General features: G+C 64.8%; 15 protein-coding genes. 12 read left to right on the top strand and 3 right to left on the bottom strand.

What is annotated here, in order from left to right:
* Nucleotides 1-13: 13 nt before the first annotated feature.
* From ACXAGF_RS09960 to ACXAGF_RS09950, 3 genes are read right to left on the bottom strand one after another with little or no spacing between them, the layout of a single operon-like run.
* Nucleotides 14-1,210, bottom strand: coding sequence for a GNAT family N-acetyltransferase (locus tag ACXAGF_RS09960; protein ID WP_475016615.1), 1,197 nt, complete (start codon nucleotides 1,208-1,210; stop codon nucleotides 14-16).
* Nucleotides 1,211-1,212: 2 nt separating this feature from the next.
* Nucleotides 1,213-1,944, bottom strand: coding sequence for a glycerophosphodiester phosphodiesterase (locus ACXAGF_RS09955; protein ID WP_475016613.1), 732 nt, complete (start codon nucleotides 1,942-1,944; stop codon nucleotides 1,213-1,215).
* The gene (locus ACXAGF_RS09950) at nucleotides 1,944-2,408 is read right to left on the bottom strand and encodes a RidA family protein (protein WP_475016611.1); all 465 of its coding nucleotides are present in this window, start codon (nucleotides 2,406-2,408) and stop codon (nucleotides 1,944-1,946) included. Before ACXAGF_RS09950 ends, ACXAGF_RS09955 begins: the two co-directional genes overlap by 1 nt.
* 214 nt (nucleotides 2,409-2,622) lie before the next feature.
* Between ACXAGF_RS09950 and ACXAGF_RS09945 the strand changes: the two genes are divergently transcribed.
* The 12 genes from ACXAGF_RS09945 to lpxA all read left to right on the top strand — a co-directional run bounded on the left by ACXAGF_RS09945 (nucleotide 2,623) and on the right by lpxA (nucleotide 14,901).
* A complete protein-coding gene (locus tag ACXAGF_RS09945) occupies nucleotides 2,623-3,450 on the top strand; it encodes a cell envelope integrity EipB family protein (RefSeq protein ID WP_475016609.1) in 828 nt (275 codons plus the stop codon).
* Between the two features lie 194 nt (nucleotides 3,451-3,644).
* Nucleotides 3,645-4,409, top strand: coding sequence for a 30S ribosomal protein S2 (gene rpsB, locus ACXAGF_RS09940; RefSeq protein ID WP_475016607.1), 765 nt, complete (start codon nucleotides 3,645-3,647; stop codon nucleotides 4,407-4,409).
* Between the two features lie 306 nt (nucleotides 4,410-4,715).
* On the top strand, nucleotides 4,716-5,639 hold the full coding sequence (gene tsf / locus ACXAGF_RS09935; protein WP_475016605.1) for a translation elongation factor Ts: 924 nt from the start codon (nucleotides 4,716-4,718) through the stop codon (nucleotides 5,637-5,639).
* 170 nt (nucleotides 5,640-5,809) lie between these two features.
* Nucleotides 5,810-6,532: a UMP kinase gene (gene pyrH, locus ACXAGF_RS09930; protein WP_475016604.1), complete on the top strand. Its 723-nt coding sequence runs from the start codon at nucleotides 5,810-5,812 to the stop codon at nucleotides 6,530-6,532.
* A gap of 54 nt (nucleotides 6,533-6,586) precedes the next feature.
* Nucleotides 6,587-7,147: a ribosome recycling factor gene (gene frr, locus ACXAGF_RS09925; protein ID WP_475016602.1), complete on the top strand. Its 561-nt coding sequence runs from the start codon at nucleotides 6,587-6,589 to the stop codon at nucleotides 7,145-7,147.
* Between the two features lie 44 nt (nucleotides 7,148-7,191).
* Nucleotides 7,192-7,935, top strand: coding sequence for an isoprenyl transferase (locus ACXAGF_RS09920; protein WP_475016600.1), 744 nt, complete (start codon nucleotides 7,192-7,194; stop codon nucleotides 7,933-7,935).
* The gene (locus ACXAGF_RS09915; protein WP_475016598.1) at nucleotides 7,935-8,765 is read left to right on the top strand and encodes a phosphatidate cytidylyltransferase; all 831 of its coding nucleotides are present in this window, start codon (nucleotides 7,935-7,937) and stop codon (nucleotides 8,763-8,765) included. The genes ACXAGF_RS09920 and ACXAGF_RS09915 overlap by 1 nt, the downstream gene beginning before the upstream one ends.
* Before the next feature lie 28 nt (nucleotides 8,766-8,793).
* Entirely contained in the window at nucleotides 8,794-9,927 is a 1,134-nt protein-coding gene (gene rseP / locus ACXAGF_RS09910; protein WP_475016596.1) for an RIP metalloprotease RseP, read from the top strand.
* Nucleotides 9,928-10,150: 223 nt separating this feature from the next.
* Nucleotides 10,151-12,511, top strand: coding sequence for an outer membrane protein assembly factor BamA (bamA, locus tag ACXAGF_RS09905; protein WP_475016594.1), 2,361 nt, complete (start codon nucleotides 10,151-10,153; stop codon nucleotides 12,509-12,511).
* Nucleotides 12,512-12,560: 49 nt separating this feature from the next.
* Nucleotides 12,561-13,625, top strand: a complete 1,065-nt coding sequence (gene lpxD, locus ACXAGF_RS09900) for a UDP-3-O-(3-hydroxymyristoyl)glucosamine N-acyltransferase (protein ID WP_475016592.1) — start codon at nucleotides 12,561-12,563, stop codon at nucleotides 13,623-13,625.
* Entirely contained in the window at nucleotides 13,622-14,089 is a 468-nt protein-coding gene (gene fabZ, locus ACXAGF_RS09895; protein WP_475016589.1) for a 3-hydroxyacyl-ACP dehydratase FabZ, read from the top strand. The genes lpxD and fabZ overlap by 4 nt, the downstream gene beginning before the upstream one ends.
* Nucleotides 14,086-14,901 carry an acyl-ACP--UDP-N-acetylglucosamine O-acyltransferase gene (lpxA, locus tag ACXAGF_RS09890; protein WP_475019253.1) on the top strand — a complete coding sequence of 272 codons (816 nt, stop codon included), beginning with the start codon at nucleotides 14,086-14,088 and terminating at the stop codon, nucleotides 14,899-14,901. The genes fabZ and lpxA overlap by 4 nt, the downstream gene beginning before the upstream one ends.
* Nucleotides 14,902-14,903 lie beyond the last annotated feature (2 nt).

The following is a 14,903-nucleotide window of genomic DNA, read 5'->3' as shown; positions in this document are numbered from 1 at the left end:
CGGGCATTGTCTGTCAGTCGTCGGATTCGGCGCCGCCGCCGCTTCTGCGGAAGGGGCTGTGCCCGGCCAGCCATTCGCCGGCCTCGGCCACGTCGCGGCGTTCGCGCTCGAGATAGTCGGCGACGGCCCGGCGCAGGCCCGGGTGGGTGATGTAGTGCGCCGAATGCGTGGTCACCGGCATGTAGCCGCGCGCGAGCTTGTGCTCGCCCTGGGCCCCGGCCTCGACCCGCTTCAGGCCGCGCGCGATCGCGAAATCGATCGCCTGATGGTAGCACACCTCGAAGTTCAGATAGGGGTGATCCTCGATGCAGCCCCAGTGCCGGCCGAACAGCGTCTCGCCGCCGATGAAGTTGATCGCCCCGGCGACATAGCGGCCGTTGCGCCGCGCCATCACCAGCACGATGTCCTCGGCCATGCGTTCGCCGATCAGCGAATAGAAGCTCCGGTTCAGGTAGGGCCGGCCCCACTTGCGACCGCCCGTATCCATGTAGAAGGCGAAGAACTGGTCCCAGACGTCCTCGGTGAGGTCGCCGCCCGTCAGCCAGTCGATCGCGATGCCGTTTTCGAGGGCTGTCCGGCGCTCCTTCCTCAGCGCCTTGCGCTTGCGCGAGGCGAGGGTCTGGAGGAAGTCGTCATGGGAGCCGTAGCCGGGGTTGAGAAAGTGGAACTGCTGGTCGGTGCGGTGGAGAAACCCCGCCTCATCGAGCGCCGGCAGCTCCTCCTCGGGCAGGAACGTGACGTGCGCGGACGAAATGTCGTGCCGGCGCGCCAGTTCGGCGAGCCCGGCGGCGAGCGCGCGGCGGACCGGCCCGGCCTCCAGGTCATGGCGTTGCATCAGCCGCGGGCCGGTTGCCGGCGTGAACGGGATCGAGGCCTGGAGCTTGGGATAGTAGCGCCCGCCGGCGCGCTCATACGCGTCGGCCCAGCCGTGATCGAAGACGTATTCGCCCTGGCTGTGGTTCTTCAGATAGGCGGGCAGCGCGCCGAGAAGCGTGCCGTCCGCGTCCTCCAGCAGCAGGTGCTGGCCGAGCCAGCCGGTCTCCACCGTTGCCGACCCGGATTGCTCCAGCGAGGAGAGGAACGCGTGGCTGACGAAGGGATTGTAGATCGCCGCCGTCCGGCCGCGCGCCGCCCCGGCAAGCTGCGACCAGCGCTCCGCCGGGATGTCGGCGAAGCTCTGGACCACGCGTATCCGGAAGGCCTCGGACATCGTCAGGCGACCAGCGCTTCCCGCGGATCGAAGCCTTCGAAGGTCATCTGGTCGGCCTCGGCCAGCGTCGTCTCGATACCCGCCCGGTTGCGGACGGTCCAGGTAATCACCGGGATGCCGGCCTTGCGCTCCTTGGCGATGAAGGGGTTCGGCAGGTGCCCGTAGTGATAGGAGATGAAGTCGAGCCCAAGCTGCATCGCCTCCTCGTGCACAAAGAAGCTTTCCGGGGCGGCGCCTTCGGCCGTCAGTCCCAGCGGAACGGGCGCATCGAGCGCCTTCAGGTCCTTCAGCAGCCAGTGGTCGAAGCTCATCAGCGCGACCGGTCCCTTGTAGTCTTCGAGGATCTCCAGGACGCTTGCGGCAAAGCCGTCGTCGTCGCCCTTGCGCCCCTTCAGCTCGATGACGAGCGGTACGCGCCCGCCGACGATCTTCAGCAGTCCCGCGAGGGTTGGGACCTTGTCGGCCGTGCCGCCGACCGAGAGCATGCCGAGCTCGACCGAGGTCTTGCCGCGGACGTCACCGGGAATGGCGCAGAGGCGCTGCAGGTCGTCGTCGTGGAAGACCACCGGTACGCCGTCGGCGGCGTATTGCAGGTCGCACTCGATGGCGAAGCCGGCCTCGACCGCGCGGGAGAACGCCGACGGCGTGTTCTCCCAGACCGTGCGGTTCATGTCGTGGTAGCCGCGATGGGCGATCGGCTGCGCCGTCAGCCAGGAAAGCTCCTTGGGCGGCATCAGGCGATTTCCATGATCGCGTCGATTTCCACCGCGGCGTTCATCGGCAGGGCGGCCATGCCGACCGCGGCGCGGGCGTGCTTGCCGGGCTCTCCGAGCGCGCTCACCAGCAGGTTGGACGCGCCATTGATGACGAGATGCTGCTCGACGAATGTCGGAGCCGACGCCACGAAGCCATTGATCTTGATGATGCGTCTGATGCGAGACAGGTCACCGAGCGCGGCCTTGGCCTGCGCCAGCAGGTTGACGGCGCACAGTTCCGCGGCCTTCTGTCCGGCAGCGACATCGACCTCCTTGCCGAGATGGCCGGTGACGGCGATCTTGCCGTCGGCCATGGGCAGCTGCCCGGAAATGTGTAGGATCGAGCCGCTGATGACGTAGGGAACATAGTTGGCGGCCGGCGCGGCCGCCGTCGGAATGGCGTAACCCAGTTCCTTGACCCGGTTTTCGATTTCAGCGGACATGATTGTCTCCATTGTGCGGTTGTTCGCCTGCTCCGCCAGGGGGGGCCTTGCGGGTGCTGACGGCATGGGTCGGGAGCGGCGTGCCGGAGCCCTGCGCGGTTCTGACGCCTCGATTGCGTTTTCTGTTAGTATGGGGCATCCAAATGCTCTTATGCCTCGCTCTTGCCGAATGTGTACTTATATCATCGCGGCGGAGTCCAACAGGAGGAAACGGATGTTTCGCAAAAGCTTTGTACCGGTTGCGTCCGTCGCGGCAAGTCTCGCGGTGGTCTCGCCCGGTCCCGTTTCCGCCGCCGCCGCCACCGGCCTGACGCCGCATCGCGCCGTCTATGACCTGCAACTGCAGGATGCTTCGGAACGCTCCGGCATCGCCGGGATGTACGGCCGCATGGTCTACGAGTTCAACGGCAATCCATGCGAGGGCTACACCGTCAGCTTCCGCTTCGTGACCCAGGTCAACACCGGCGAGGAGACGCGGCTGACGGACCAGCAGACGACGACCTATGAAGACCTGAAGAACCGCAGCTTCCGCTTCCTGACGCGGTCCTACACCGATGAGAAGCTCGACAAGGAGGTGCGCGGCAATGCCCGCGACGACAAGGCCGGCGTCAACGTCGAGCTCACGTCGCCGGACGCCCGCGCGGTGGAACTTGCCGAGAGCGTCTTTCCCACCGAACACATGCTCGAGGTCATCGAGCGGGCGAAGAAGGGCGAGCGATTTTTCGAGGCGCGGATCTTCGACGGCTCGGACTCCGGCGACAAGACGCTGATGACGTCGACCGTGCTCGGCAAGCGCGAGATGCCGGCGGCCGACGATCCGGACGCGGCCAAGGCGGGCTCCTTCGCGAAGCAGGCCTACTGGCCGGTGACCATCGCCTACTACAATGACGACACCAACGGTGATGCGCTGCCGGTCTATCGAATGTCGTTCAAGCTGTACGAGAATGGCATCACCCGCGACCTGACGATGGACTACGGCGATTTCGTCCTGAGCGGCAAGCTCGCCAATCTCGAGGTGTTCCAGAGCGCGGAGTGCAAGTAGGCGGCCAAGCGCCGGGCCCGCATTTTTCGCCGCCCATGGCTTGATTTCCGGGGCAACTGCGGTTAAGGCCACCGCATTCCACACGTGAGGCATGGGGCGAGCCGGGAGAAATCCGGTGCGTTCCGCCGGTGGCAGGGCCGATGGGCCGTGCTGTTCGCCTTGCGGAGGTTCAACCGGAAAAGGAGAATTTAGGCATGGCATTGCCCGATTTCAGCATGCGCCAGCTTCTGGAAGCTGGTGTTCACTTCGGCCACCAGACCCACCGCTGGAACCCGAAGATGAAGCCGTACATCTTCGGCGACCGCAGCAACGTCCACATCATCGACCTGGCCCAGACCGTTCCGTACCTGCATCGCGCACTGCAGGTCGTGAGCGACACCGTCGCTGGCGGCGGCCGCGTCCTCTTCGTCGGCACCAAGCGCCAGGCGTCGGAAATCATTGCTGACGCGGCCAAGCGTTCGGCCCAGTACTACGTCAATGCCCGCTGGCTCGGCGGCATGCTGACGAACTGGAAGACGATCTCGAACTCGATCCAGCGCCTGCGCAAGCTCGACGAAATCCTCTCCTCCGAGGCTTCGGGCTTCACCAAGAAGGAGCGGCTGAACCTCGAGCGCGAGCGCGAAAAGCTGGACAAGGCCCTCGGCGGCATCAAGGACATGGGCGGCACGCCGGACCTGATGTTCATCATCGACACCAACAAGGAGTCGATCGCGATCCAGGAAGCCAAGCGTCTTGGCATTCCGGTCGTCGCCATCATCGACAGCAACTGCAACCCGGACCCGATCGACTATCCGATTCCGGGTAACGACGATGCTTCGCGTGCCATCGCCCTCTACTGCGACCTGATCGCTCGGGCGGCCATCGACGGCATCGCACGCCAGCAGGGTGCGGCGGGCCGCGACATCGGCGCTTCCGCCGAAGCTCCGGTCGAGCCGACCCTGGACGACGCCGAAGCCTGATAGGGCAGGGCGCGGAGCAATCCGCATCGTCCCATGTAAGGATCAGGACAAGGCCGTTTTCCTCTGGAAGGTTGAACGGCCTTGTCGCGTTTTCCCGGTCGGACCTGCGATCCTACGCGCGTCCGCGACCGGGCGGATGGAGCACTGTCATCATCCTGTAAAGCGCAAGGTGGATTGGCTGCCGCCACGGTGGAGCGTCTCGATCAGAGGCGAATGGCGCCAACAGAAGTTGAAATGGCGCATGGTGCCCGCGAACCCGCCAGGGATCTTGGGGCACGTGCGCAGAACCCGCGAAGAGGCGAGACGATGGAAATCACTGCAGCAATGGTGAAGGAACTGCGCGAGAAGTCCGGCGCAGGCATGATGGATTGCAAGAAGGCGCTTGCCCAAGCCAACGGCGACATGGAAGCCGCGATCGACTGGCTGCGCGCCAAGGGCATCGCCAAGGCCGACAAGAAGTCCGGCCGCACCGCAGCTGAAGGCCTGGTCGGCATTGTCAGCGATGGCGCCAAGGCCGTCGCCGTCGAAATCAACTCCGAAACCGACTTCGTTGCCCGCAACGAGGCGTTCCAGGACCTGGTCCGCGGCGTCGCCAAGGTCGCGCTCGGCACTGACGGTTCCGTTGCCGCCATCGCCCAGGCGAACTACCCGGCGACCGGCAAGACCGTCGAGGAGTCGATCAAGGATGCGATCGCGACGATCGGCGAAAACATGACGCTGCGCCGTTCGGCCCTGCTGAAGGTCGAGGACGGTGTCGTTGCGAGCTACATCCACAACGCTGCCGGCGACGGCATCGGCAAGCTCGGCGTGCTCGTCGCGCTGAAGTCCACCGGCGACAAGGAAGTGCTGAACTCGGTCGGCCGTCAGATCGCCATGCACGTCGCTGCGACCAACCCGCTCGCGATCCGCGCCGAGGAAGTCGATGCCGCCGTCGCCGAGCGCGAGCGCAACGTCTTCATCGAGCAGTCCCGCGCCTCCGGCAAGCCGGACAACATCATCGAGAAGATGGTCGAAGGCCGCATGCGCAAGTTCTTCGAGGAAGTCGCCCTGCTGTCGCAGGCCTTCGTCATGAACCCCGACATCACCGTCGGCCAGGCGGTCAAGGATGCAGAGAAGCTCGCCGGCGCGCCGATCGAGGTTGCCGGGATGGCCCGCCTGCTGCTCGGCGAAGGCGTCGAGAAGGAAGAGTCGGATTTTGCGGCTGAAGTGGCGGCCGTCGCCAAGGGCTGATTTTCGTCAGCCGATTTTGGAAAAGCGGAGGGCATCGCGTGACAACGCGGTGCCCTTCGTGTATCCGGCTCACGGAAATTCCGGCTCCGGGGAGCGGCGGCGCGACGCGCGCACCGTTGCAGCCGCAGGCCTCTCGCCGACCCACCCACATTCAACCGCCAGGAGCGACAATGTCCGCCAGTCCCATCTACAAGCGTGTTCTGTTGAAGGCCTCCGGCGAAGCGCTGATGGGCTCTCAAGGATTCGGCATCGACGTCGCCGTCGCCGATCGCATCGCCGCGGACATTGCCGAGGCGCGGGCGCTCGGGGTCGAGGTCGGGGTGGTCGTCGGGGGCGGCAACATCTTCCGCGGCGTCGCCGTCGCTTCCAAGGGCGGAGACCGGGTGACGGGCGACCACATGGGCATGCTGGCGACGGTCATCAACGCGCTGGCGCTGGCGACCTCGCTGCGCAAGCTCAACATCGACACCGTCGTGCTTTCGGCGATCGCGATGCCGGAGATCTGCGAGAGCTTCTCGCAGCGCGCCACGCTCCATCATCTGGCCCAGGGCCGGGTGGTGATCTTCGCCGGCGGCACCGGCAACCCGTTCTTCACGACCGATTCGGCTGCGGCCCTGCGCGCCGCCGAGATGGGGGCGGAGGCGATCTTCAAGGGCACCCAGGTCGACGGCATCTACTCGGCCGATCCGAAGAAGTTCCCCGAGGCGATCCGCTACGACCGGCTAACCCACGGCGAGGTCCTGGAGAAGGGCCTGGCGGTGATGGACGTGGCGGCGGTCGCGCTCGCCCGCGAGAACGCCATTCCGATCATCGTGTTCTCGATCCACGAAAAGGGCGGGTTCGCACAAATATTGACCGGCGGCGGCCGCGGGACCATCGTAACCGACAACTGATTCCGCAACCGCGCCCGAAGGGGTATGGTTGCTCATAAACGGGAGTTCCAAGCTATGAGTGAAGGTGTTGACCTGAAGGAACTGAAGCGCCGCATGGATGGTGCCATTTCCGCGTTCAAGCACGATATCGCTTCGCTGCGTACCGGCCGCGCTTCGGCCAACGTCCTCGATCCGGTCATGGTGGAGGCCTACGGCTCGCGCATGCCGCTCAACCAGGTGGCGAACATCACCGTGCCCGAGCCGCGCATGCTTGCCGTGTCGATCTGGGACAAGTCGATGGTCGGCGCGGTCGACCGCGCCATTCGTGAATCGAACCTCGGGCTGAATCCGATCGTCGACGGCCAGAGCCTGCGCATCCCGCTGCCGGAACTGAACGAGGAGCGCCGCCGTTCATTGGTGAAGATCGCGCATGACTACGCCGAAAAGAGCAAGGTGGCGATTCGCCATGTTCGCCGAGACGGCATGGACGATCTGAAAAAAGCCGAGAAAGACGGCGATATCGGCCAGGACGAAAGCCGCGGCCAGTCCGAAAAGGTCCAAAAGATGACCGACGACATGATTTCCGAGGTCGATCGCTTGCTTGCCGAGAAGGAAAAGGAAATCATGCAGGTCTAGTTGCAGGCCCCGCCAGGTTTCCCGCCCTCGCACACGGATCGTCGATGACCCATCAAGCCTCGAAGAACATTCCCAACCACGTCGCCATCATCATGGATGGCAACGGGCGGTGGGCCAACGTTCGGGGGCTGCCGCGCACCATGGGGCACCGCAAGGGTGTCGAGGCCGTGCGCGAGGCGGTGCGCACGGCGGCCGGCGCCGGCATCCGCTACCTGACGCTCTTTGCGTTTTCGTCGGAGAACTGGAGCCGGCCGGAGAGCGAGGTCAGCGACCTGATGGGTTTGCTGAAGACCTTTATCCGCCGCGACCTCGAGACGTTGCACAGCGAGAATGTGCGCGTCCGCGTGATCGGCGACCGCTCGAACCTGCGCAGCGATATCCTGCCGCTGTTGCTCGAGGCCGAGGAACGGACCCGCGGCAACAACGCGATTACGCTGGTCATTGCGTTCAACTACGGTGCGCGGGACGAGATCGCGCGCGCGGTGCGCTCGATCGCCGGCGACGTCGCCGCGGGCCGGCTTCATCCCGCCGATGTCACGCCGGAACGAATCAGCGCGCGGCTCGACACCGCCGACATTCCCGACCCCGACCTCATCATCCGCACGAGCGGCGAGGAGCGGCTGTCGAATTTCCTGCTGTGGCAGGCGGCCTATGCTGAGCTGATGTTCGTTCCCGACTTCTGGCCCGATTTTTCGCGGGCGACCTTCCTTGAGGCGCTCGAGAAATACGCAGGGCGAGAGCGCCGGTTCGGCGGGGTGCCGGCACCGTCGCTGGCAGTAGGCTCCTGATGAGCACCGAACTTCGTCTGCGCATCATCTCCGGCGTGATCATGGCGGCGGCCGTCCTCGTGGCCACCTGGTACGGCGGCTTGACCTTCCGCCTGCTCGCCGTCGCGATCTCGGTGCTGGTCTATTACGAGTGGTCGACGATCACGCGCCTGGCCGAGACCGATTTTCGAGGCAACGCCTTCGGCTGGGCCGCCACGGTCGCGGCCGGGGTCATGACCGTGGCCGGTGAGGCCGAGATGGCGGTCGTGACCGTCGGCGCCGCGGTCCTGCTGGCGACCGTGCACGTGCTGGCCTTCGACCGCAGTCGCTGGCTTCCGGGCGGCATCGCCTATGCGGGCCTGACCGCGCTCTCGCTTTCGGCGATCCGGGACGATGACGCCACCGGCCTGATTGCCATGCTGTTCGTCTTTGCCGTGGTCTGGGCGACAGACATCCTGGCCTATTTCGTCGGCCGCGCCATCGGCGGGCCGAAGCTTGCCCCGGCGATCTCGCCGGGCAAGACCTGGTCCGGCGCGATCGGCGGCACGCTCTGCGCCGTCGTTGCCGGCTGCGCGCTCTACCTTGTCTTCTTTCCGTCGACCGGGCTCTGGGTGCCGCTGGTCGCCCTGGTCCTCTCGGTGTTCAGCCAGATCGGCGACCTGTTCGAATCCTTCATCAAGCGCCGGTTCGGGGTGAAGGATTCCAGTCGCCTGATCCCGGGACATGGCGGCGTGATGGACCGGGTCGACGGTCTTGTTTTCGCCTGCTTCGCGGCGTTCCTGTTCGGCATGACCGCCATGCTGGCCGGGCAGCCCGTGGTTTCGATCGGCGCTTTTATCCTCGGCCTTTGACGCCCGAGATCACGGAGGCCAAAAGAACATGGAATTGCTGCTGTACGTCTTCGGCTTTCTGACCGGCTACATCCTGCCGTTCCTGATCGTCCTGACGCTGATCGTCTTCGTCCACGAGATGGGGCACTATCTTGCCGGCCGCTGGTCGGGCATCGGCATCACGGCATTCTCGATCGGCTTTGGGCCGGAAATCGCCGGCTTCACCGACCGCCGCGGGACGCGCTGGAAACTGTCCGCGATCCCGCTCGGCGGCTATGTGAAGTTCTATGGCGACGAGGACGCGGCCTCGACGCCTGACTATGCCAAGCTGGAGAACCTTTCGGCCGAAGAACGGTCGCGCAGTTTCCTCGGGGCGGCGCTGTGGAAGCGCGCGGTGACGGTCGCCGCCGGACCGATCGCCAACTTCATTCTCGCCATCGCCATCTTCAGCGTCACCTTCATGGTCTATGGCCGGCAGGTCGCGGACCCGGTGGTGGCGGAGGTGCGCAGCCCGAGCGCGGCGGAGGCGGCGGGCGTCCTGCCCGGCGACCTGCTGGTCGCCATCGACGGCACGCCGGTCGGGACCTTCGACGACGTCCGGCGCTACGTCAGCGTGCGGCCGGAGATGCCGATCGTCGTGACGATCCGTCGGGACGGAATCGAGCAGGACCTGCGCATGGTGCCGGAACGGACCGAGCTGACCGACCAGTTCGGCAACAAGATGGAAGTCGGCGTCATCGGCATCGTGACGAACGAGGCGGCGGGCAACTTCCGCGTCGTGCGCTACGGGCCGCTGGAATCGATCGGGCAGGGCGTGCTGCAGAGCTGGCACATCGTCACGGCCACCTTTGACTACCTGTCCAATGTCGTTACGGGACACATGAAGGCAGACCAGATCGGCGGGCCGATCCGCGTCGCCCAGGCGTCCGGGCAGATGGCGACGCTCGGTGTTGCCGCATTGCTGCAGCTTGCAGCCGTTCTGTCTGTTTCCATTGGACTATTGAACCTTATGCCGGTTCCGGTACTTGATGGGGGCCACTTGATGTTCTATGCGGTCGAAGCCATTCGCGGCAGGCCGGTGGGCCCGAAGACGCAGGATATCGCTTTCCGCATCGGCATGGGCCTGATCCTGATGCTGACGGTGTTCGCGACCTGGAACGATACCTTCGGCCAATTGGGCTAGGGCCTAGCAGGGCGCAAGAACGCGGGACAAGTACAGGAGGAGCAGGTTCGCTAAGATACTGTTTACCGTAAACGAAAGCTTTAGTGGCCTATGGGCCACGGTTCGAATCGAAGTAAATAGAAATTAACGGCCGAGCTTGCTTGTATGGCAAAAGCGGTTAAAACGGCAGCGTGACCGGAGTCGGGTTCGCCGCGAGACATTGAAACAAAGGTAAGTTGTGAAAATGAAAGCTGGTTCAAGGTTTTTGAACGCGGTGTCTGCCGTTGCCCTTTCGACGAGCATGGTGGTGGCTGGCGGTGCAGCTGTCTCGCTCGTCATGGTGAAGGCCGCGGAGGCTGCCGTCATCCAGCGCGTCGAGGTGCGTGGTGCGGATCGCGTCAGTGCCGAGACCGTGCGGGCAAATCTTACGATCCAGCCGGGCAAGAACTTCAGCAATACCGACATCGACGCCTCGGTGCGCCGCCTGTTCGCGACCGGATATTTTTCCGACGTTCGCATCAGCGTGTCCGGCAGCACGCTCGTCGTTGTCGTCGATGAGAATCGCCTGATCAACCAGGTCGTCTTCAACGGCAACCGCAAGATCAAGGATGACAAGCTGGCGGGAGTCGTGCGCTCGCAGGCGCTCGGTCCGTTCAGCGAAGCGACCGTCGAGAACGACGTCCAGGCGATCAAGGACGCCTATGCAGCGATCGGGCGCAGCGATGCGACGGTCACGACCCAGACCTATGACGTCGGCAACGGCCGCGTGAACCTCGCCTTCGTCATCAACGAGGGCGACCGCACCAAGATCACCCAGATCAACTTCGTCGGCAACAACGCCTACAGCGACGGCCGGCTGCGCTCGGTCATCAACACGAAGAAGTCCGGCCCGTTCTCCTTCCTGACCCGCAAGGACGTCTATGACGAGATGAAGCTGCGCGCCGACGAGGAATCGCTGCGCCAGTTCTATTTCAACCGCGGCTATGCCGATTTCCAGATCGTTTCGTCCGAGGCCGTCCTCGACGAGACCACCAACGAGTACAGTCTGACTTTCACCGTCGAGGAGGGTGAACGCTACGAGTTCGGCAACATCACCGTCGAGTCGACGGTCGAAGGCGTCGATGCGAACGAACTGCAGGGGCTGCTCGAGACGCGCACGGGCGAGATCTATCGGGCCAAGGACGTGCAGGACTCGATGTCGGAGATTTCCCGGCGCGTTGCGGCGCAGGGTTATCCCTTTGCCCGCGTGACGCCGCGCGGCAACCGTGACTTCGCCAACCACACCATCGCCGTCGACTACCTCGTCGACCAGGGCGAGCGCGCCTATGTCGAGCGCATCGAGATTCGCGGCAACACCCGCACGCGGGACTACGTCATCCGGCGCGAGTTCGACATCAGCGAAGGCGATGCGTTCAACCAGGAAGTGATCAACAGCGCCAAGCGGCGCCTTGAGGCGCTCGGCTTCTTCTCGACGGTCAACGTCTCGACCTCGCCGGGCAGCGCGTCCGACCGCGTCGTGCTGGTCGTGGACGTTCAGGACCAGTCCACCGGCACCTTCGGCGTCGGCGCCGGCTACACGACCGGCAGCGACGGCGGCTTCAAGCTCGAGGCTTCGATCGAAGAGCGCAACTTCCTCGGCCGCGGCCAGTACATTCGCGTGGCGGCCGGTGGCGGCTCCGATTCGCGCAACTACAGCCTGTCGTTCACCGAGCCCTACTTCCTGGGCTATCGCCTGGCGGCCGGTTTCGACCTGTTCCGCAACGAGGACGACTCGGAAGACTTCTATGACGTCGACAGCCAGGGCGTAACCCTGCGCGTCACGGCGCCGATCACCGAGGACCTGTCGACGACGCTGCGGTACAACTATTCGAAGTACGACTACAGCACGAGCGTCAATCAGGCGACCGACCTTGCCAAGGCGCCGGAAGACCGCGATATCTCGCGGCCGTACTGGGACGTCATCGACGGCAGCCCATGGGTCCGTTCGTCGGTTTCGCAGGGCTTCACCTTCGACACCCTTGACGACCGCAAGCTGCCGCGTGAAGGCATCTACGGCACCTTCACGCAGGAGTTCGCCGGCCTCGGCGGCGATTCCGACTTCTACAAGCTCTACGGCAAGGTGCGCTACTACCACCTGATGCTGGAAGACGCTGACGTCATCGGCAGCCTCACGGGCGGCGCCGGTTACATGACGCCCACCAGCGGCGACCTGCATGTCTTCGACCAGTTCCAGCTGAATGCGAACGACCTGCGCGGCTTCGAGAGCGGCGGCATCGGCCCGCGCATGGCCAACGGCGACGAGGTCGGCGGCACGACCTACTTCACGGTTTCGGCCGAGACGTCGTTCCCGCTGCCGTTCATCGCGCGTGACGCCGGCTTCCGCGGCGCGTTGTTCGTCGACGCCGGCACGCTGTTCGGCAACGATGTCGACATCGGCGACGACGAGATCGAAGGCACGAGCATGGCTTGGCGCGCAGCGGTCGGCGCCAGCCTGATCTGGTCCTCGCCGTTCGGGCCGTTGCGCGTGGACTACGCCATCCCGGTCGTCAAGGAAGACTTCGACAAGACGCAGCGGTTCAAGTTCGGCGTATCGTCGAGCTTCTGATCCCGGCAGTCCAGAACTGCGAAGAACGAACTGTTCTGGAGTCCAGCTGATGGAGCATAACTGGTTCTTTCCCCCTCATGACGGCGTTCGCCTGGGCGACCTGGCGGATCGCCTCGGGGCGGAGCTGCTGGATCAATCGGCAGCCTCGCGCGTCGTCCGCGACGTCTCGCCCGTTTACCGGGCGAAGGAGGGGGATCTCTGCTACCTGCTGTCGCGCAAGGCCAAGGCCGAGCTGGAAACCAGCCAGGCGACCGCAATCCTGTGCGACCGCTCCCTGGCTTCGCTCGTACCCGCCCACATCGCGGTGCTGCAGACGCCCAAGGCCCACATGGCCTTTGCGCTCGCCGGCGAGATCCTGCACCCGGAGGCGATGAGGCCAGCGGAAACCACCTCGCAGCCGGGTGGCATTTCACCGATGGCCTATGTCGACCCAACCGCTCGGCTCGAGCCGGGCGTGGCGGTGGAACCGCATGCCGTGATCGGCGCGAACGTCGAGGTCGGCGAGGGTACGCGCATCGGTGCCGGTGTCGTCGTCGGCCCGGGTGTCCGCATCGGTCGTGACTGCACGATATCGGCCGGCGCGAAGCTGCAATGCGCGCTGATCGGCAACCGAGTGATCATCCACCCCGGCACCTGCGTCGGCCAGGACGGATTCGGCTATGGCCCGGGCCCTAAGGGCGGCATGATCAAGATCGTCCAGATCGGGCGCGTCATCATCCAGGACGACGTCGAGATCGGCGCGAATACGACAATCGACCGCGGCACGATGGACGACACCGTGATCGGCGAGGGGACCAAGATCGACAACCAGGTGCAGATCGGCCACAACGTCCGGATCGGCCGCCACTGCGGCATCGTCAGCAAGGTCGGGATTGCCGGCAGTGCCCGGATCGGCGACGGCGTCATGATCGGCGGCGCGGCCGGCATCAACGGTCACATCACGATCGGCGACGGCGTGCAGATCGCGGCGATGAGCGGCGTGGTCGCCGATATCCCCGCGGGTGAGCGGTACGGCGGCATTCCGGCGCGGCCGATGCGAGATTTCTTGCGCGACGTCGCCGAGCAGACGATGCGCATAGCCAACAGAAGCAAGAAGGCGGATGACAAGGGATGAGTGAGGAAAACAGGGAGGTTCTGGGCGTAGCGGAACTGAAGGAAATCCTGACGCTGCTGCCCCACCGCTATCCGTTCCTGCTGGTGGACAAGATCGTGGATATCGACGGCGACAATTCGGCCGTCGGCATCAAGAACGTCACCGTGAACGAGCCGCAGTTCACCGGCCATTTCCCGGACCACCCGATCATGCCTGGCGTGCTGCTGATCGAGGGCATGGCCCAGACTGCCGGCGCGATCTGTGCGCGCAAGACCGGAACCGGCACCAATCTCGTCTACTTCATGACCATCGACAACGCCCGCTTCCGCAAGCCGGTCGTGCCCGGCGACCGCGTCGAATACCACGTGGTCAAGCAGAAGCAGCGCGGGAATATCTGGAAGTTTCACTGTGACGCAAAAGTTGATGGGCAACTTGTCGCCGAAGCTGATATCGGCGCGATGATTGTCAACAAGGAAGACGCCTGAATATGATTGCAGCCAGTGCCAGGATCCATCCGCTCTCCGTCGTCGATGACGGGGCGGTGATCGGGGAGAACGTCGTTGTCGGCCCGTTTTGCCATGTGGGGCCGAAAGTCGTTCTGGGCGACGACGTCGAGCTTCTCACCCATGTCGTCGTTACCGGTCGCACCACGATCGGCCGCGGCACGCGCATCTTTCCCTCGGCCGTGATCGGCGGCGACCCGCAGAGCATCCATCATTCCGGCGAGGAGACGACGCTCACGGTCGGCGAGCGCAACGTCATCCGCGAGGGCGTGACGATGAACACCGGCACCACAGATGGCGGTGGCCGGACGGTGGTCGGTGACGGAAACCTGTTCCTCGCCTACTCGCATATCGCCCACGATTGCATCGTCGGCAACAACGTCATCCTGTCCAACAACGTGATGCTGGCCGGCCATGTCACCGTCGAAGACAGGGCCATTCTGGGGGGCGGGTCGGCGGTGCACCAGTTCGCCCGGATCGGTCGCCACGCCTTCGTCGGCGGCCTGTCTGCCGTCGCCTACGACGTCATCCCCTACGGCATGCTCAACGGCAATCCGGGCATTCTGGGTGGCATCAACGTGGTGGGCATGTCGCGCGCCGGCATGGACAAGCCGACGATCCACCGCGTGCGCCGCGCCTTCAAGCAGATCTTCGAAGGCGAGGGCTCGATCCGTGCCAATGCCGCGGCCATTCGCGAGGAGTCGCAGGACTGCGTGCCGGTCATGCATATCCTCGACTTCATCGCCGCCGAGAGCGACCGCGCGATCTCGTCGCCGAACCGCAACAAGGCCTGATC

Source organism: Mycoplana sp. ABR4_002 (assembly GCF_056159645.1).
Note: the sequence above shows the minus strand (reverse complement) of the source record. Positions and strands in the feature narration are given on the sequence as shown.